This is a genomic window from Amycolatopsis solani (genome assembly GCF_033441515.1).
Classification (GTDB): domain Bacteria; phylum Actinomycetota; class Actinomycetes; order Mycobacteriales; family Pseudonocardiaceae; genus Amycolatopsis; species Amycolatopsis solani.
The window spans coordinates 114,419-131,911 of the sequence record NZ_JAWQJT010000002.1 but is presented as its reverse complement, the minus strand read 5'-3'; the positions used below and the strand labels follow the sequence as shown (position 1 = coordinate 131,911).

The window sequence follows — 17,493 nt, the reverse complement described above, 5'->3', positions numbered from 1 at the left end:
CGGCCGTCACCCCATCGGGAAGGTCCGGCCCGCCCAGACTTCCGCCTCCGTGCGGCTCAGGTATTCGGGCTGGTAACCCCCTGACGCGACCACGACTCCCAAGCTGTGGAGCAGTTCCGCCTGCTCCTGCGACGCCACGCCGTACGCCCCGACCTTGATACCCAGCTCGTCCGCCCGCGCGACCAGCTGACTCACGGTGCGGCAGGCCCACTCCGGCGCGTCGACCGCCGTGACGCTCTCGACGATCGGACCGGTCAGCATCACCGCCGGCGCCGGAACTTCGCGAGCCGCGATCAGTTCCAGGTCCGGCAGGCCCGTGATGGTGACGACGAAAACGAGGCCGAGGTGGGCCAGCCTGCTCATCGACTCGAGCAGGTCGCCGCGCTCGTCCACCAGGGACGCCACGTCCACGCACAGCATCAGGTGGCGTGGTTCCAGCCCGTTCTCCGCCAGTTCCGCGCGGACGATGCCGACCAGATCGGCGTCGATCGCCATGCGCCGGGGCAGCGTCAAGCACACCATCGGCGCTCCGTCGCCGAAGCGCATCTGCCACTCCGCCTTCGTCCGCAACGCCTGCGCCAGCAGGTGCCTGCCCAGCGGCACCGTCATCCCGGTCATTTCCGCGAGGGGGAAGAACTCCGCCGACCGCAACTGCCCGCGCGCCGGGTGGTTCCACACCAGCGCGGCGTTGAGGGACGTCACGATCCGCGCGTCCGGCAGCACGACGTGCGGCTGGTAGGTCACGGTGATCTCGCCGAGCTCGATCGCCCCGGCGATGGCGGCCGCGAGCCGGTAGCGGTCGCGATCCGCTTCGCCGGACTCCGGGTCGAACACCACCCACTGCGCCTTGCCGAGCGCTTTCGCGCGGTGCAGCGCGACTTGGGCCGAGCGCATCAGGTTCTCGTGGTCGCCGCTGCGGGCGCCGGCCGTGGCGATGCCGATGCTGGCGCTCACCCCGATGCCGATTCCCGCCGCGTACACCGGTTTGGCGACTTCGCGGATGGCCTGTTCGGACAGCTCGACGACCGTTTTCCGGTCCAGGTCGCCGGACACCGCGATCGCGAAGCCGTCGCCGAACAACCGGGCGATGAACGCTTCGTGGTGCGCGAAGACCGAGCGCAGGGTGCCCGCGACGCCGCGGAGCACGAGGTCGGCGACGTCGGCGCCGAGGCCGTCGTTGACGACCTTGAAGCCGTCGACGTCCACGTACAGCAGGGAAATCGGGCTGTCCTCGGCGCACAGCGCTTCCAGCCGCGACCGGAAGTGGGCGGCGTTCGGCAACCCGGTCAGCGGGTCGTGCAACGCCTGGTGGTGGAACGTCTCCTGCAGCTGCCGCAGCTCGTGGACGTCCTCGAAGAGGAGGATCGGGTACCGGCCGTGGTCGCCGGGCACGGTCGTGACGGTCAGCCGGACGGACCGGGCACCGTCCGGCCGGGACCGGATCTCGATCTGGTCCTGCACGTCGTCGCCGGACAGGATGGCCCGCACCAGCGTGGACCGGTCACGGTCGCCCGCGCCCAGGTCGCTCACGCGCGTACCGACGAGGTCGTCCTCGCTGCCGGCCTTGGCCAGCCGGAGGAAAGCCGGGTTGGCCGCGCCGATGACGCCGTCGGGGTCGGCGAGGACGACTCCGGCCGGGCAGTGCCGGTAGAGCACGGCGAACCGCTCGTCGGCGGCCAGCGGACCTTCGGGGACCTCCGCATCCGGCGCCGGCACGGTCCATCCCTTCGGTCGGGCTCAGCGGTCGAGTGGAAGAAAGTACCACCATCACGCGAGGCCCAGGGTGCTGTCCCCCGAACGGACGCAGCCGACCCAGGGGCCGGTCGCCGCCACGGCCGTGGAGTGCCTCGGCGACGGCGGCGACCGGCGGGACACCGCCGCGCGGGTGTCCCCCGCCGGCGGACCCTGCACCCCGCCGGCAGACCGCGAGCGGCCGCCCCGGCTCGACGATCTCCCGGAGCCGGGGCGGCCGATCGGTGCCGGGCCGCCCGTCGGCGGCCCGGACGTCGCCTTACTTGTTGGTGCCGGGGGTGAGGACCTTGTCGATCACGAAGACGGTGGCGTTCTTCGTGGGGATGTTCCCGCACAGGATCTTCGCGCCGTTGACCGTCATGTTCTCCCCGGAACCCTCGATCTTCAGCTGCCCACCGGCCGCGTTGAGGGTGTCGAGCGAGCCGGCGGCCGCGAGGCCCTTGGCGTCGTAGCGCTTGCCGACGACGTGGTACTGCAGGATCGGCGACAGCTCGGCCGGCTTGCCCGCCAGCTCGTTGAACTTCGCGTCACCGAGGGCGGCGAAGGCCGGGTCGGCCGGGGCGAACACCGTGATCGACGGCGCGCTGTTGAGCGTGTCCACCAGGTTGGTGGCCTTGACCGCCGCCACCAGCTTGGTCAGCAGCGGGTTCGTCGACGCGGCCGAGGCGACCGGCTGCGGGCCCATCGAGTCCAGCGAACCCGGCGCGGACCCCTGCGGCAGCTGCGAACACGCCGGGCCGAACACGTCGGCGTTGGTGGTCATCCCGTCCCCGGCCGCGGCGGCGCTGGAGGACGGGGCGGCCATCGACGAGGACGGGGCGGGGGCGCTGGAGCTGCCCGAGGACGCGGTGTCGCTGCCGCTGCACGCGGTCAGGGTCAGCGCGGCGGCCGCGGCCAGGCCGATACCGGCAATACGAAGGTTACGCACGAGAATTCACTCCCATTGATGACGCGGCTGAAGGCGAACTGTTCCGATGACCGCCTCTGTTACCCGTCATTCGGGCCCCCGGACGGACCGGATTGGTCGATCGCGGAAAAAGATTTTCTAGGCGGCGGTGAAGGTGACGTTGTGCCAGCCGGTCGCCCCGTCGGGGACGGTGCCCGCCCGCTGGTCGGTCTGGGTGTAGCCGGACTTGTCGGTGGCCCGGCAGAACACCTGATGCACCCCCGCGGGGAGGTCCACTTCGGTCCACCACATCCGCCACGTGTTCAGGTTGACCTCTTGGGAGAGTGTGGTGGCCTGCCACGGGCCCTGGTCGATGCGGACCTCGACCTTCTCGATCCCGGTGTGCTGCGCCCACGCGACCCCGGCGACGCGCACCTTCCCTTTCTGGACGTTGGCGAAGCCGCGGTGGGAATCGATGCGTGATTCGGTTTTGATCGGGGCCTCGCGGGCCCAGCTGCGTTTGAGCCAGTACGCTTGGCGCGCGGCCCAGGTGGTGACCTCGATGTCCACGACCCATTTCGTCGCCGACACATACCCATACAGTCCGGGGGTGACCAGCCGGGCGGGGAAACCGTGTTCCAGCGGCAACGGCTCACCGTTCATCCCGATCGCCAGCATCGCCCCCCGACCACGGTCGGTGGCCGCCGCGACCGGTGTGCCGGAGGTCCAGCCGTCGACGCTGGTGCAGAACAGCTGCTCGGCACCGGAGCGCACCCCGGCTTCGGCGAGCAGGTCGGCCAGGTCCACGCCGATGAAGTTGGCCGTCGAGACGTAGTCGCCGCCGACCTCGTTCGACACGCACGTCATGGTGACGGTCCGTTCGACCAGCGGCCGATTGCGGATGTCGCCGTAGCTGTAGCGGATTTCGCGGTCGACCATGCCGTGCAGGCGCAGGCTCCAGTCTTCGGTGCGGACCTGCGGCACCGACAACGCGGTGTCGACGCGGTAGAACTTGTCGTTCGGGGTGAGGAACGGCGGGGTGCCCAGCTTCGAGAAGTCCGCGTCGGCGGGGATCGTCGGCGCGGTGCGCGCCGGGATCAACTTGCCGACCGCCTCCCGCGACGCCGTCGCGTCGCGGGCGGAGCTGATCAGCTGGCCGCCCAGCCCCGCCGCGCCCGCGCCGACGACGACTCCGGCGCCGCCGAGCAGGAACACCCGCCTCGAGGTGCCGGTCTTCTCCCCGCCGGTGTCCCGCCACACCCGCGGCGCGATCCGGTGCAGGAGCAGGAACACCGTGATGCCGACGACCAAGCTGGCGGCCGGCGCGAGCAGCGCCACCGCACTCAGATCGGGCCGCTCGAACACCGCGACCGCGCCCACGAGACCGAACAGCGCGATGACCACGGTCCCCGGGACCGGTGACCGTCGCGAAAGGACTCCCGCGAGCGCGGCGACGCCCACCATGACCACGGCCATGCTGCCCAGCAGCACCAGCTTGTCGTAAGTCCCGAACGTGCGGACGGCGAAGTCCTTGAGTTCGACGGGGGTGAGGTCGATGGCGCCGTTGCCCACGGCGAGGTAGGGGGAGGCGTTGACGCTGATGAACCCGGCCACGAGGTGCCCGGCCGCCAACGCGGCGACCAGCGCCAGCACCCCGCTGAACGCGGCGGCGAAGAACCGCAGCCGCGTCCGCTGCGGCGGGCTGGGGCTGTCGGGCGGGGACGTCACCTTGGTTGCGGCCATACCCCTCGTTCGGGGCCACAGTGCCGCCGGATGGGCGCAACGCCAAGACCGTCCGAACAGGTGACGGACGTTACCACCCCACCCGCCACGGCCCGGCCGACGTGCACAGCCGGGAAAGCGCCCCAATGTGGCATTGGGTGCGTCAGACGCACCGAACGCCACATTGGGTGCGCTGGACGCAACCAACGCCACATTGGGGCGCTGGGCTTTCGCCCGCTCCGGGTGACGCAGCTGCGGTCCGGAGCCGCCACCGTGGAGTTCGCCGCCCCGTCTCCGGAGGATCCGCATGGTGCGAACGACGCTCACCGACATCCCGGCCCGCCGGTCCCGCAAGCCCCGGCGGGACCGGACCGCGGCCGGTGGGCGGACGGAGCGCCGCGCCGCGCGGGGCTCCTTCCGGAGGCTCGCCGACCGGTTCGGCGCCGGCGCGCACCCGCCGCCGGTTCCCTGGCCGCCCGCGAGCGACCTCGGGACCGGCGGCACCCCCTTGCCACGCGCGCTCGTCGTGCTGCTGGGGGCCGCCGCCGCGGTGATCGTGCTGGCCGGTGTGCAGGCCGTCGCCTGGCTGGCCGGCCCGGTCTTCCTCGCCTTCGTCGTCGTGATCACGCTCGATCCGGTGCGGAAGTGGTTGCGGGACAAGGGATGGCCGCGCTGGCTGACCGTCACCGTCCTCGTGATCACCGTCTACGCGGTCCTGCTCAGCTTCTTCCTGGTCGTCGTCGTGTCCGTCGCGCAGCTGTCGGCCCTGCTCCCCCACTACACCGGGCGGGCCAACGAACTGCTGCACGACGGGCTGACCGTGCTCGGCCGGTTCGGCGTCGGCGAACCGCAGCTGCGCGCCATGCTGTCGTCCGTTGACGCCGGGAAGCTGGTCGGCTTCGCCGGTTCCCTGCTCGCCGGCGTCGGCGGGCTGGTCACGAACCTGGCGTTCCTGTTGGCCCTCCTGCTGTTCCTCAGCGCCGAAACGGCCTGGGCGGGACAGCGTCTCGGCCGGATCGCGCGGGACCGCCCGTGGATTTCCGCGTCGCTGCGCGGCTTCGCGTCGGGCACCCGGCGGTACCTGCTCGTGACGACCGTGTTCGGCGGGCTCGTGGCAGCGCTCGACACCACCGCGCTCGCCCTGCTGGGCATCCCGGGTGCCGTGCTGTGGGGGCTGCTCGCCTTCGTCACCAACTACATCCCCAACGTCGGGTTCATCATCGGGGTCGCCCCGCCCGCGCTCATCGCGCTCCTCGACGGCGGCTGGTCGAGCCTGCTCGTGGTGCTCGTCGTGTACGCGGGGCTGAACTTCGTGGTGCAGTCGCTGATCCAGCCGCGGTTCGTCGCCGGTTCGGTCGGTCTGTCCACTTTGGTCACCGTGCTGGCGCTGGTGTTCTGGACCTGGCTGCTGGGGCCGCTCGGCGCGGTCCTCGCCGTGCCGGCGACCCTGCTGGCCAAGGCGCTGCTGGTGGACGTCGACCCGCGGGCCCGCTGGGCCGAGGCGCTGCTTTCCGCGCCCCGCCGCGACGAAGGCTGAGAGCTCAGGTCAGGCCGTGCTGGCGGGCCACCACGACGGCGGAGCGCCGGTTGTTCACGCCGAGCTTGCCGTAGATGGCCCGCACGTGGGTCTTCACCGTGTTGACCGAGACGGTGAGGTCGGACGCGATTTCGTCCAGGGAACGCTGCGAGGGCAGGCGTTGCAGCACCACCTGCTCGCGGTCGGTCAGCCGGCCGGGCGAGGCGTGCGGGACGAGCCGGCCGCGGACCGTCTGCGCGAACCGGTCCAGCGAACCGAACCCGCCGGAGTGGTCGATCAGCAGGTCCCCGACGCGCGGCTCGGCGAGGGCGAACGGCCGCACCAGCCCGTTCGGCCGGGCCAGGGCGAGCGCGCGGTCGAGGGCGTTCAACGCCTTGGTCCGCCGGTGCGAGCGCAGCGCGAGCGCGGTTTCGGCCAGGCACCGGTCGACCGGGGTCGAGGGCAGCACCGCACTCGCCGACGCGGTTTCGCGCAGCACCGCTTCGGCGGCGTCGGTTTCGTCCGCGGCGAGGTGGGCGCGGACGCGCAGGACGGCGAGTTCGCCGCTGCCGGACAGCCGCTCGTGCGCCCAGGCGAGCACTTCCGCCGCGTGCAACGTTTCACCGAGCCCGAGGGCCGCGTGGTACTCCGCGACCGCGAACACGCCGGCGACCTCGCGCGGGAGCACGAGGTCGCCGAGCCGCAGCCGCGCCACGCGCATGGCCTGCGAGCCCGCCGCCGCGTCACCGTCGTCGAAGCGCACCATGCCGGCGAAGAACTCGCGCAGCGGTACCAGCAGCGGCAGGCCGCCGGGCACCTCCGCCGCGGCCGCCTGGGCCAGTTCCCGGGCCGCGGCGACCGGTTCGGCGCGCACCAGGTCGTCGTAGGCCAGCAGCAGGTGGCACTCGGCCACGCCCGGGGACCGGCGCCAGCCGTGCCGGCGCGCGACCGCGAGGGCTCCCGTGCACGCCCGGCGCATCGCCGGGTACTGCCCGCCGAGCGCGGTGGCGAGGGCCACGGCGAGTCTGCTGTGGAGCACGAGGTGGTCCAGCCGCCCGTCGTGGGCCAGGCGCAGTGCTTCCTGGGCCTGGGTGACGGCGTACCGGCGGGCGCCGCGGTGCAGCGACCGCCACGCGCGATCGAGGGTGACCCAGGCTTCGAACTCCGGGCACCGCGCCGCCGGCCGCCCGGCGCCCGGCAAGTGCTTTCCCGTCACCGACGCCAAGTGGCGGGCGGCGAGCGGCCACAGGTCGTCCGCCTCCGCCTCCTGGAGGTCGGCCGTCGCTTCCGCGAGCTTTCCGCGCTGGATGTGTTCCACCGCCGACGCCAGCCGCAGCGAGGGGTTCGCCGCGACGGTCTCGGTGCCGAGGTAGGTGAGCGCGCCCCGCACCGGATCCCCGTCGCCGGCCAGCGCCTGGCGCACGGCGTGGTCCTGCGCCAGCGCCAGGACCCGCGGCCGGCTGCGGCCCGCGACGGCGTGCCGGAGCGCCTCCCCGAACCGTCCTTCCCCGGCGTACCACTGCGCGGCGATCCCGTGCAGCCGCGGCACCCGCCGCGGGTCCCGCCGGGCCAGCTCGGCCCGCAGGAAACCGCGCAGCAACGGCGGGAGCCGGTAGGTGTCGGCCGGCGTGCGCACGACGAGGGCCATCGTGCGTTCGAGCTCGTCGAGCCTCGCCCCGGCGTCCGCCCGGCCCGACAGGCGGACCGCGAGGGTCGCTCCGACCGCGTCGCAGACACTGGTGCACAGCAGGAGATCCGCCGTCTCCGAAGGCAGTCGCGAGAGCACTTCGTCGGCGAAGAACCGCGCCACGGCCCGCTCGTCGCCGGTGACGGAAGAGACGAGGGCGTCCGCGTCTTCCGCTTCGCGCAACGACACCGCGGCCCAGCCGAGTGCCGCGGCCCAGCCCGCCGTCCGGTCGGTGAGCTCCCGGACGCGGTCGTCGCCCACCTCGCCACCGGTGGCCCGCAGCAGGCTCGCCGTTTCCTTGGCGGTGAACCGGAGTTCGGCGGCTTCCACGCGGGAAAGGGCGCCTTCGACGTGCAGCCGGGCCAGCCGCAGCCGCGGTTCGACGCGGGTGGCCAGCACCAGCCGCACCCCGGGCGGCAGGTGGCGGGCGAGCGCGGTCAGCGCCGCCAGCGGCTCCGGGCGGGAGATCTCCTGCAGGTCGTCCAGTACCAGCGGCACCGGGTGGTCCGGCCCGGGGAGCGCGTCGTCCAGGTCGGCCAGGAAAGCCCGCCGCCGCCCGGGCGACGGCGGGCCGAGCCGGTGCAGCGCCGGGTCGCCGGACACCGCGGGACAGCGGCGCAACGCGCTGAGGATCGCCACCCACAGCCGCGACTCGTCGTTGTCGTCCTCGTCGAGCGACACCCACGCGACATCGCCACGGTCGCCCGCCCAGCCGGCCAGCGCGGTGGTCTTGCCCGCCCCGGCCGGTGCGCGGACCACCGTGACGGGCCGGGCGACGGCGCGGTCGAACACGGCCGCCAGCCGCGCGCGGGGAACGAAGGTTCCCGGGAGGCGCGGTACCACGACTTTGCCGTGGGGAACCGGCCGGAACGAAGTCGTTCTCGGATCGGGCACGTCAACCTCTCGGCGGTCGGGAGAATTCGCCCCGGCTCCGCGGTCGACGCCGGGCGGAGGCCACGACTGTACTGATCACCCGCGGCGGGCGACCGAGGTGGTTCACCAGATTTCGTAGGTGGCTTCGTCGCCGTGCACGATGACGGCCCAGATGACGAGGACGTCGAGGGCGATCACGATGACGCCCCAGAACGGGTAGGCGGACAGGAAAGCCAGCTGCGCCAGCGCGTTGAAGCCGGCGAGGGCGACCGTGACGACCCGCGCCCACTGCGCGCCGGTGAACAACGCGATGCCCGTCAGCACGACGAGCGCGCCGACGATCAGGTGCAGCCAGCCCCAGCCGGCCAGGGAGAAGACGAGCAACCCGGACGGGCCGATGACGTAGTAGTCCCGGTCGAACAGCGCGACCACGCCCTCGACCACGTTGAACAGTCCGGCCAGGACGGTGATCGCCCCGGCGAACCAGATCCAGCCGACCCGCCGGGACCGGGCGACGGCCCGGTCCGGCGGGAGGGGCGCCCGGGCACCGGCGGGTCCGGTCCGGGGCGGCATGGGTTCGGTCATGATCCCTCTTCCTCGTACGTCGACGGGCTGTGGACCCGGGCGATCATGGAGGGTCGCCCGGGCGGCGGTCCTCGCCCGCCCCAGGTGAGATCAGCCGGCCCGATCGAGGCTGGTCCGCGGCTCACACGGCGTGGGCGATGCCGGGCGACGGCGCCGGGGAAACAGTGCGGTACGACCACCGATCCCGGACTGAGAGGACATCATGGCCACCTTGACCGTGTGGCGGTTCCCGACCGTCGAAGGTGCCGAAACCGCACTGGATCTGCTGCGGCAGCTGCAGAAGCAGCAGTTGATCTCGATCGCGGACGCGGCTTACGTGACCTGGCCGGAGGGGCGGAAGAAGCCGAAGACCAAGGATCTCGGCTCCCTGACCGGCGCCGGCGCGCTGGGCGGGGCCTTCTGGGGTCTGCTGTTCGGCCTCATCTTCCTGGTCCCGCTGCTGGGGGTGGCGGTCGGCGCGGCGATCGGGGCGCTGACCGGATCGCTGAGCCACGTCGGGATCGACGAAGAGTTCATCGACGTGGTCCGGACCCAGGTCACGCCCGGGACGTCCGCGCTGTTCGTCATGTCGGAGGGCACCGTGCTGGACCGGGTGGTCGAACCGTTCAAGGAAACCGGCGCGACCTTGCTGAGCACCAACCTGTCCGACGAGGAGGAAGCCCGGCTGCGCGACGCCTTCGGCGAAGCCCCGCACCGGGAAGCGTTGTAGCTGAACCGATCGGTCCAGCGCGCTCGACCGCAAAGCCGTACGCGCAGGGGCCGGGCCGCGGCGACGCCCCCGCGCGCCGCCGCGGCCACCGGCGAGAGGCTCAGCCGGCCCGGGCACTCCCCCGAGAGTGCCCGGGCCGGCTGGGCGGGACAGCGAAGCCACGCGCCGAGCAGGCGGCGGACACCGCCGGGGAGATCCCCTCGACGCACCCGCCGGGCCGCCTGCGACCGCTCGTCGTCCGCTCCGCCATCACCGCACCTCCACCGCCCACCCTGGGGCCCACGCGGCGTCCGGTCGTCACCCGCGGTGGATGACTCCCCGCTTCACCCCCGGCGGGCGACGCCCCCGGAGGGTGCCACGTCCGACGATCCGTCCCATGCCTCTCACTGCCAAGCAGACCGCGGCACCGGACCGGCGGATCGCCCGGGCCCGTGCCGCTCGCCTCGCCGTGCCGGCGGCCGGCCACGCGGAGTTCCCCGCCACGCTCCGGCGCACCGATCCCCTCACCCTGCTGGCCCGCCAGGACGCCGACCGGGTGCCCGGTCTGCTGCCGGTGCGCTACGGCAGGCTGGCCGCCTCCCCGCTGACGTACTTCCACGGTGCCGTGCTGCCGGCGGCGGCCGACCTCGCCGCGACCCCGCGGACCGGGTTTTCGGTCCAGGCCTGCGGAGACGCCCAGCTGGCCAACTTCGGCATCTTCGCCGCCCAGGGCCGCCGGCTGGTGTTCGACTTCGCGGACTTCGACGAAACCCTGCCCGCGCCCTGGGAATGGGACGTCAAGCGGCTGGCCGCGAGCTTCGAGGTCACCGGGCGGCACCACGAGCACCCGGCCGGGCAACGCCGGCGCACGGTGCTGGCCGCGGTCGAGTCGTACCGGCTGGCGATGCACGGCTTCGCGCGCCGGACGCCGGTCGAGATCTTCTTCACCCCCGCCGATTCCCGGACGCTGCGCGTGGTCGCGGCCCACCGGCTCGGGCCGGCCGGGCGGCGCGTCGCCGGCGTGCACCGCTTCACCGAGATCCGGGACGGCAAGCTGCGCCTGGCCGCCGGGTCGCCCTTCGCCGTCCCGGCCGGCCACCTCGCCGGCGACGGCGACCCGGCGACGCTCGTCGACCGCCTCGGTGCCGTGCTTTCGCGGTACCGGCGCACGCTCGGCCCCGCGCGGCAGGCGCTGCTGGACCGCTACCGGCTCGCCGACGCGGCTCGGACGGTCGCCGGGCCGGGTGGCGCCGGGACGCGGTCCTGGGTGGTGCTGCTCGTCCGGACGGGCACCGGGGATCCGCTCTTCCTGCAGGTGAAGGAAGCCCGGCCGTCGGTGCTGGAGGAGTACACCGGGGCCGCCGTGCCGGGCGGCCCCGGCCGCCGGGTGGTCGCCGGGCAGCGGCGGATCCAGGCCACCGGGGACGTCTTCCTCGGCTGGGCCCGTGCCACCGGGTTCGACGGGCACGCCGGCGAGTTCCACGTCCGCCGGCTGCGCGACAGCCGGGACGCGGCGGACGCCGGGACGATGACACCGGACGTCCTGCGCGCCAACGCCCGGCTGTGCGGGTGGACCCTGGCCAGGGCGCACGCCCGCACCGGGGACGCGCTCGCGATCGCCGCCTACCTCGGCTCCGGACCGGTTTTCGCCGAAGCCGTCCGGGAGTTCGCGGTGGCCTGCGCCGACCAGAACGAACGCGACCACGCCGCGCTGCGCCAGGCGATCCGGCGCGGCCACATCGCGGCCGCGCCGGCGTCGTGACGCCGTTCCGGCCGCGGGAGGCACCGCGCGGGCCCGTCACCGGGTCGCGCGGTGCCCCTCCCCGCGGAGCTCGCGGACCCGGTGGACGGACGCCACGCGCAGCCCGAGCGTCTCCAGCGTGCCCAGGATTCGCGGCAGGCTCGCGGGGTCGGCCACGGTCCCGAAAACCACTGTTTCGGGCGGAACGGGTACGACGAGCACGTTCCGGAAATCATCGACGTCTTCGGTGGCCCGATCCGGAATGGCGCCCCAGCCCCGGAAGACGTAATTCACACCGGCCCGGAGACCGAGCAGACCCGCCCGGGTCACCGGGCGCCGCCGTCCCGCCGGGGCCGTCCGGCGGAATACCACGCGCGAGCCAGCACCACCGCGTCGAGCACCACCACGAGCGCGGACCAGCCGCGCACCGGCAGGAAGATCACGCGTGCCACGAGGTCCGCACCGGCGCGGACGCCGACCCGCACCTCGGTCACCGGCGACAGCGCGCTGAGCAGGACGGCGAGCCACAGCAGCACCGACCCGGCACTGATCCGGCCCGTCCGCAGCACGTCGAGCACCACGACTTCACCCGGTCCGAGCCAGAAGAACTGCGACGCGGCGAATCGGCGGCGCCGCTTTTCGGGGAAATCCTCTCGGCTTTTCACCCGGCACACGATTCTGCGCACGGCCCTCGTTTTCCTCGCCCACAGGGGGTGAGCCGCGCCAATGGCGTGGCAAGATCCGCCGGTTGCCCGAAACCGATCACAAAGGAGAATTGCGCATGCGCCAGTGCCGCGGTGCCGCGTCCCGGAGACGGGTTCCGAGAACGAAGATCACCGTCCCCGCCCCGCCGGCGGACCTCGTGTCACGGCCGCGGCTGCTCGGCGTCCTCGACGGGGCGAGCGATGCGGCCATGGTGTTCGTCGGTGCTCCGGCCGGCTTCGGCAAGACCGTGCTCCTCGCCGAGTGGGCGCGGCGCCGGGACCGCGAGGCGGTCGCCTGGCTGTCCGCCGACGCCGACGACAACGATGACCGGCTCTTCTGGTCGGCGGTTCTCGAAGCCTTCGGCAGCTGCGGCCGGATCCCGGAGGGCAACCCGCTGCGGCTGCTGGCGGTCCCCGAGTCCCCGAGCACGGACCTCGGCTTCCTGGCCCAGGTGGCCGACGCGCTCGACGCGGTGCCGGGCCCCGTCGTGCTCGTCATCGACAGCGCCCAGGAAATCACCTCGCCCGGTCCGTGGCACGGGCTGCAGGCGCTGGTCCGCCACCAGCCGGCGGGGCTGTGCCTGGCGATCTCGAGCCGCCGGGAGCCACCCCTGCCGCTGGGACGGGCGCGGCTCGCGGACCGGCTCGTCGAAATCGGCGCCCCCCGGCTGCGGTTCACCGCCGCCGAGGCGGAAGCCTTGTTCGCCGGCGCCGACGCGGCGATCCCGCCGGACCAGGCCGGCCCGCTCGTCGCCCGGACCGGCGGCTGGCCGGCCGGGCTGCGCCTCGCCGCGTCGTCCGCGGCCCGCCACGGCAGCCTGCGCGAGTTCGACACCGGACGCGAGCCCGCCGTGCTCGCCTACCTGACCGACGAAGTCCTCGCTTCGCTGACCGCGCCGCAGCGGGACGTGCTGCGGATGATCAGCATCTGCGACGAGCTCCCGGCCGGGCTCGCGCCGGTGCTGTGCGGCCGCGCGGACGCCGAAGCGATGCTTCGCGAGCTCGGCGAGCCCGCCACCCACGTCGTCGACTCCACCGGCACGCCGCCGCAGCACCGCGTGACGCCGCTGCTGCGCACCTACCTGCGCGCCGAGCTGCGGCGACGGGCACCGGACCGGGTCCGGACGCTGCACGCGACGGCGGCCCGCTGGTTCGCCGAGCACGACCGGCCCGCGCCGGCGTTGCTGCACAGCGTCCGCGCGGGTGATCCCGCCCGCGTGGGCGAACTCCTGCGCGAACACGCCGTCACGTTGTTCCTCGCGGGTGAGCACCACGTGCTGCGCCTGGCGCTCACCGTGCTCGAAGACCGCCGCGTCGCGGCCGATCCCCTGGCCGCGCTGATCTCGGCCGCGTTGTGCCTGGAGGCGGCCGAGACGTCGGCGGCCCGCCTCCAGCTGTCCCGCGCGGAGGCGGCCTGGCCGGACCGGCCGGCGGCGGAGCTGACCGTGCTGCGGCAACTGGCCTACGCCCGCCTGGCCGAGCTCGACCGCACGCCGGCCCAGGCCCTCCGCGCGGCCCGGCAGGTCGACGAGCACCTGGCGGCGGGCACCGGCCTGAGCGGGCTCGCGACGCTGCACCGCGCCGGGATCACCGCCGCGCGCGGCGAGCGCGAGCCGGCGCGCGAGGCACTGGTGGGCCTGCTCGGCACGGTGGAAGAACTCCGGCAGGACTTCACGGTCGCCCAGTGCCTCACCACGCTCGCCGAGCTGGCCGGCCGCGACGGCGACTACCGCGTGATGGAGACGCTGGCCCGCCGGGCGGAGGCCCGCCGGCCGCGGCCGGATCCCCTGCGGTCGGTCCAGGGCGCACAGGCGAGTGCCGCGCTGGCGTACGGCGCCCTGCTGCGCGGCGAGCCCGCCGAGTGCGTCAAGCACGCGAAGGAGACCGGGCAGCTGCTCGGTGACGCCCCGGCGCGCGCGGCCCGCGACCTGCGGCTCTTCGCGGAAACCCTGCGCGGCGCCGCCGAGTTCGAGCTCGGCGGCTGGCACGCCGGGCTGCGCCGGATGCGGCGGGTCCGCGGCCGCCTCGGCACCGGCCGGGCGTGCCCCACCGCGCACGTCGCGCTGTGCGCCGTCCTGGAGCAGCGCGCGGCCCTGCGGCTGGGGGCGGCCGGCCAGGCGAGGGAGACCGTCCGCTGGGCCCTGCCGGTCCTCTCCGGTTCGGGCGAGCTGCTCCTGATGCGCGCCCGCACCCAGCTGCGCCTCGGCCGCCACCACGCGGCGAGCACCGTGCTGCGCTCACTGGCGGACGACGGGACCCCGATGACGCTGGCGTGGGTCACGATCGAGGCGGCACTGGTCGGGGTGCAGGCCGCGCTGGCCGCCGGGGCCAGGGACCGGGCGGCCCGGCTGCTCGACGAAGCCCTGCGCACGGCCGAACCGACGGGCGTCCGGTTCCCGTTCGTCTTCGCCCCCCGCGAGCTCGTCGGCTTCCTCACCAGCAGGCTGGGCGGCCTCGGCACCGGCGAGCGGTTCGCGGGCGAGATCCTCGCCCTGCGGCGCCGGCTGCACACCCCGCCGATGCCCGCGCCGCTGACCGAGCGCGAACGCAGCGTCCTGCGCCTCCTGCCGACGCAGCGGTCGATCGACGAGATCGCCCAGGACCTGACCGTCTCGCCCAACACCGTCAAGACCCACGTCCGCGGCATCTACGCGAAGCTCGACGTCCGCAGCCGACGCGAGGCGGTGGCGATCGCCCAGGCCCGCGGACTGCTCGACGCGGAGGTCGCCGACTTCACGGTCTGACCCCCAGCGCCCCAATGTGGCATTGGGTGCGTCAGACGCACCCAATGTGGCGTTCGGTGCGTTGGACGCACCGAACGCCACATTGGGGCGCATCGAGCGGGCGACCCACCCGGTTGGGGTGAGGCGTGCGGGCCGCGGATCCGGTCGAGTGGGCCGGGCACGTGCGAGCGTGCCTGGCCCCCGATCCCGGACGAGGAGATGTCATGGCCCTGGCGAGCGCGGAGTACCCGTTTCTCGATCTCATGGGGACGATGCTGGTGTTCTTCTGCTGGATCGCCTGGTTCTGGCTGCTGTTCGTGGCCTTCGGCGACCTGTACCGCCGCACCGACGTGTCCGGCTGGGCCAAGGCGGGGTGGACGGTGCTGGTGATCGTGCTGCCGATCATCGGCGTCCTGCTCTACCTCGGCACCCAGGGACGGCACCTCGTGGAGCGGCAGCGGGCGCGAGAAGTCGCCGCGCGGCACCAGTTCGACGACTACGTGCGCTCGGTGTCCACATCGGACAAGACCAGCGCGGCACAGATCGCCGAAGCCCGGCGGCTGCTGGAAGACGGCATCATCGACGACGCGGAATACCGCGTGCTCAAGCAGAAGGCCCTCGCGCGTTGACCGCGGCGCGGCGGTGGCGGTTCGTCCACCTCGCGGTGCTCCGGCCGGTGCTGACGGTCACCGCGCTCGTCTGCCTCTACTACCTGCTGCCGGTCGACCAGGCCCTGCGGCCGTGGACGGCGGCCGTCTTCGCGGCCGGTCTCGCGCTCGTGGCCCTGCTGGTCGTCGGCGAGGTGCGGATGATCCTGCGCTCGCCGTTCCCCGCCTGGCAGGGCGTCCAAGCCCTCGCTCTCGTCGTCCCGCTGTTCCTGCTGCTGTTCGCCGACGGCTACTACGTCCTCGCGCTCAACCGGGCGGGTTCCTTCAGCACGAGCCTGACGAGGACCGACGCGCTGTACTTCGCGGTCACGGTCTTCACCACGGTGGGCTTCGGGGACATCACCCCGGTTTCCGCCGCCGCCCGGGTGCTGGTGACCCTGCAGATGGTCACCGACCTGGTGGTGCTGGGCGTGGTGCTGCGCGTGATCGTGACCGCCGTGCGTCGTTCGTCCACAAAGGACGGCTCAGTCCGGCGCCGGCAGCCGCAGGGCCGCGATGAGCCCGGCCACCGCCGCGACGCCCAGCGTGGCGAGGGAGAGCGCGAAGGAACGGCCGCCGAGGTGGGGCGTGCCGGCCAGGACGGACCCGGCCAGCGCGGTCCCCACCGACGAGCCCAGGTTCGACACGCTGCGCGACACCCCCGAGATGTCGCCCTGGGCCGAGTCCGGGAACCGGGATTGCACCAGGTTCACCGACGCCGTCAGCATGATCCCGACGCCGGCGCCGAGCAGGAACAGGCCGGGCACCGTACTCGCCACGCCGGAGTCGGCCCGGACCAGCAGGAGCAGCAGGGCCAGCCCCGCGACGGTGACGACGAAACCGGCGCGGACGAGCCCGCGCTGGGAGTGCCGCCGCGCCAGCCGGCCCGCGGCCGCCGAGGCACCCAGGATGCCGACGGTCGCGGGGGTCAGCACCAGCCCGGTTTCGATCGCGTCGTAACCGCGAACCTCCTGCAGGTACACCGCCACGACGAAGAACGACCCCTGCAGGACGAGCCACTGGACGTGCTGGGTCGACAGCCCGAGCCGCGTGACGCGGTCCCGGAAGAGCCCGGCGGGCACCAGCGGTTCCCGGCCCGCCCGCTCGCGCGCGCGGACGTGCGCGAAGAACACCGCGAGGAACCCGGCACCGATCCCGGCGAACAGCCACACCGGGGAGACGCCGCCGGCCCGCAGCAGGACGACCCCGCCGACGGCGAAGTCCGCGCGTGAGACCAGCCAGCCGTAGGTGCCCGCCTGCAGGACGCCGAAGACGACGAAGAACAGGCCGGCAGCCGAAAGGATCGCTCCGGCGACGTCGAACCGCTGCTCGCGCGGCGGCGCGGGCGGCTCGGTGATCCGCAGGGCCAGCACGACGATCAGGCCGACCAGCAGCACCTGCAGGAGGAACGACGCGCGCCACCCGAGCCACGTCGTGACCAGGCCACCGACGAGCGGCCCGGCCGCGGCCCCGAGCGCGCCCGCGCCGCTGACCACGCCGAAGGCACGCGCCCTCGCCTCGAGGCCGGGGCTGGTCACGGTGACCAGGATGTAGATCGGCGGGATCATCAGCGCCGACCCGATCCCTTCCAGCAGCGAATAACCGAAGATCAGCAGCCCCGGTCCGTGCGCCGCCGACGCGAGCAGCGCGCCGGAGCCGTAGACGGCCAGCCCGGCCAGGAAGCAGCGCTTGCGGCCCAGCAGGTCGCTCAGCTTGCTGCCCGGCACCATGAGCGACGCCATGGTCAGGGTGAACACCGTGATCGCCGTCTGCACGCCGAGCACGGTCGTGCCGAGATCCGCGGCGATGGCGCTCACGGCCACGGTCATCGTGGTGGCCGCGTAACTCGCGACGAACTGGGCCAAAGCCAGTGGCAGCACGATCATCGGCGGGCCTTCCTGCTCGGGTGCCGCCCACCGTGGCGTGGCCGGGGCCGGACCACCTCACCCCGCGGGGATGAGGCAGCCGC

Annotated in this window: 13 protein-coding genes and 1 pseudogene; 6 read left to right on the top strand and 8 right to left on the bottom strand. The window is 73.6% G+C overall.

What is annotated here, in order from left to right:
• Nucleotides 1–6: 6 nt before the first annotated feature.
• The 3 genes from SD460_RS21500 to SD460_RS21490 all read right to left on the bottom strand — a co-directional run bounded on the left by SD460_RS21500 (nucleotide 7) and on the right by SD460_RS21490 (nucleotide 4,381).
• A complete protein-coding gene (locus SD460_RS21500) occupies nucleotides 7–1,716 on the bottom strand; it encodes a diguanylate cyclase domain-containing protein (RefSeq protein ID WP_318306617.1) in 1,710 nt (569 codons plus the stop codon).
• A gap of 295 nt (nucleotides 1,717–2,011) precedes the next feature.
• Nucleotides 2,012–2,680, bottom strand: coding sequence for a fasciclin domain-containing protein (locus SD460_RS21495; protein ID WP_318306616.1), 669 nt, complete (start codon nucleotides 2,678–2,680; stop codon nucleotides 2,012–2,014).
• A gap of 117 nt (nucleotides 2,681–2,797) precedes the next feature.
• On the bottom strand, nucleotides 2,798–4,381 hold the full coding sequence (locus tag SD460_RS21490) for a molybdopterin-dependent oxidoreductase (protein ID WP_318306615.1): 1,584 nt from the start codon (nucleotides 4,379–4,381) through the stop codon (nucleotides 2,798–2,800).
• Between the two features lie 286 nt (nucleotides 4,382–4,667).
• Here SD460_RS21490 and SD460_RS21485 point away from each other — a divergent pair, with 286 nt between their 5' ends.
• Nucleotides 4,668–5,897 (top strand): AI-2E family transporter, encoded by a 1,230-nt coding sequence (locus tag SD460_RS21485; RefSeq protein WP_318306614.1) that lies wholly within the window; start codon nucleotides 4,668–4,670, stop codon nucleotides 5,895–5,897.
• A gap of 4 nt (nucleotides 5,898–5,901) precedes the next feature.
• Here SD460_RS21485 and SD460_RS21480 read toward each other — a convergent pair whose 3' ends face one another.
• Together SD460_RS21480 and SD460_RS21475 are read right to left on the bottom strand one after the other, a co-directional pair.
• Nucleotides 5,902–8,457, bottom strand: a complete 2,556-nt coding sequence (locus SD460_RS21480) for a winged helix-turn-helix domain-containing protein (RefSeq protein ID WP_318306613.1) — start codon at nucleotides 8,455–8,457, stop codon at nucleotides 5,902–5,904.
• A 102-nt stretch (nucleotides 8,458–8,559) separates the two neighbouring features.
• Nucleotides 8,560–9,021, bottom strand: coding sequence for a DUF7144 family membrane protein (locus SD460_RS21475; protein ID WP_290062661.1), 462 nt, complete (start codon nucleotides 9,019–9,021; stop codon nucleotides 8,560–8,562).
• Between the two features lie 202 nt (nucleotides 9,022–9,223).
• Here SD460_RS21475 and SD460_RS21470 point away from each other — a divergent pair, with 202 nt between their 5' ends.
• Together SD460_RS21470 and SD460_RS21465 are read left to right on the top strand one after the other, a co-directional pair.
• Nucleotides 9,224–9,730, top strand: a complete 507-nt coding sequence (locus tag SD460_RS21470; RefSeq protein ID WP_290062662.1) for a DUF1269 domain-containing protein — start codon at nucleotides 9,224–9,226, stop codon at nucleotides 9,728–9,730.
• Between the two features lie 376 nt (nucleotides 9,731–10,106).
• Complete coding sequence (locus SD460_RS21465; protein WP_318306612.1) at nucleotides 10,107–11,471, top strand: DUF2252 domain-containing protein; 1,365 nt, start codon at nucleotides 10,107–10,109, stop codon at nucleotides 11,469–11,471.
• A gap of 36 nt (nucleotides 11,472–11,507) precedes the next feature.
• On the opposite strand, the gene SD460_RS47095 is transcribed toward SD460_RS21465, so the two are convergent.
• Together SD460_RS47095 and SD460_RS21460 are read right to left on the bottom strand one after the other, a co-directional pair.
• Nucleotides 11,508–11,744, bottom strand: a complete 237-nt coding sequence (locus tag SD460_RS47095) for a DUF8691 family protein (protein ID WP_498371785.1) — start codon at nucleotides 11,742–11,744, stop codon at nucleotides 11,508–11,510.
• 32 nt (nucleotides 11,745–11,776) lie between these two features.
• The gene (locus SD460_RS21460; RefSeq protein WP_318306611.1) at nucleotides 11,777–12,115 is read right to left on the bottom strand and encodes a hypothetical protein; all 339 of its coding nucleotides are present in this window, start codon (nucleotides 12,113–12,115) and stop codon (nucleotides 11,777–11,779) included.
• A gap of 116 nt (nucleotides 12,116–12,231) precedes the next feature.
• On the opposite strand from SD460_RS21460, the gene SD460_RS21455 reads away from it, so the two are divergent.
• The 3 genes and pseudogenes from SD460_RS21455 to SD460_RS21445 form a co-directional block, all read left to right on the top strand.
• Entirely contained in the window at nucleotides 12,232–14,898 is a 2,667-nt protein-coding gene (locus tag SD460_RS21455; protein WP_318306610.1) for a winged helix-turn-helix domain-containing protein, read from the top strand.
• Nucleotides 14,899–15,101: 203 nt separating this feature from the next.
• Nucleotides 15,102–15,506: an SHOCT domain-containing protein gene (locus tag SD460_RS21450; protein WP_290062616.1), complete on the top strand. Its 405-nt coding sequence runs from the start codon at nucleotides 15,102–15,104 to the stop codon at nucleotides 15,504–15,506.
• Nucleotides 15,507–15,685: 179 nt separating this feature from the next.
• Nucleotides 15,686–15,928: pseudogene (locus SD460_RS21445) on the top strand (potassium channel family protein); the annotation flags it as partial.
• An 81-nt stretch (nucleotides 15,929–16,009) separates the two neighbouring features.
• Here SD460_RS21445 and SD460_RS21440 read toward each other — a convergent pair.
• The gene (locus SD460_RS21440; RefSeq protein ID WP_290062617.1) at nucleotides 16,010–17,410 is read right to left on the bottom strand and encodes an MFS transporter; all 1,401 of its coding nucleotides are present in this window, start codon (nucleotides 17,408–17,410) and stop codon (nucleotides 16,010–16,012) included.
• Between the last annotated feature and the right edge of the window lie 83 nt (nucleotides 17,411–17,493).

Coding starts and splice junctions, on each gene's coding strand:
- SD460_RS21490 (WP_318306615.1), bottom strand. CDS start 4,381: ATGGCCGCAACCAAGGTGACGTCCCCGCCCGACAGCCCCAGCCCGCCG.
- SD460_RS21485 (WP_318306614.1), top strand. CDS start 4,668: ATGGTGCGAACGACGCTCACCGACATCCCGGCCCGCCGGTCCCGCAAG.
- SD460_RS21475 (WP_290062661.1), bottom strand. CDS start 9,021: ATGACCGAACCCATGCCGCCCCGGACCGGACCCGCCGGTGCCCGGGCG.
- SD460_RS21470 (WP_290062662.1), top strand. CDS start 9,224: ATGGCCACCTTGACCGTGTGGCGGTTCCCGACCGTCGAAGGTGCCGAA.
- SD460_RS21465 (WP_318306612.1), top strand. CDS start 10,107: ATGCCTCTCACTGCCAAGCAGACCGCGGCACCGGACCGGCGGATCGCC.
- SD460_RS21455 (WP_318306610.1), top strand. CDS start 12,232: ATGCGCCAGTGCCGCGGTGCCGCGTCCCGGAGACGGGTTCCGAGAACG.
- SD460_RS21450 (WP_290062616.1), top strand. CDS start 15,102: ATGGCCCTGGCGAGCGCGGAGTACCCGTTTCTCGATCTCATGGGGACG.
- SD460_RS21440 (WP_290062617.1), bottom strand. CDS start 17,410: ATGATCGTGCTGCCACTGGCTTTGGCCCAGTTCGTCGCGAGTTACGCG.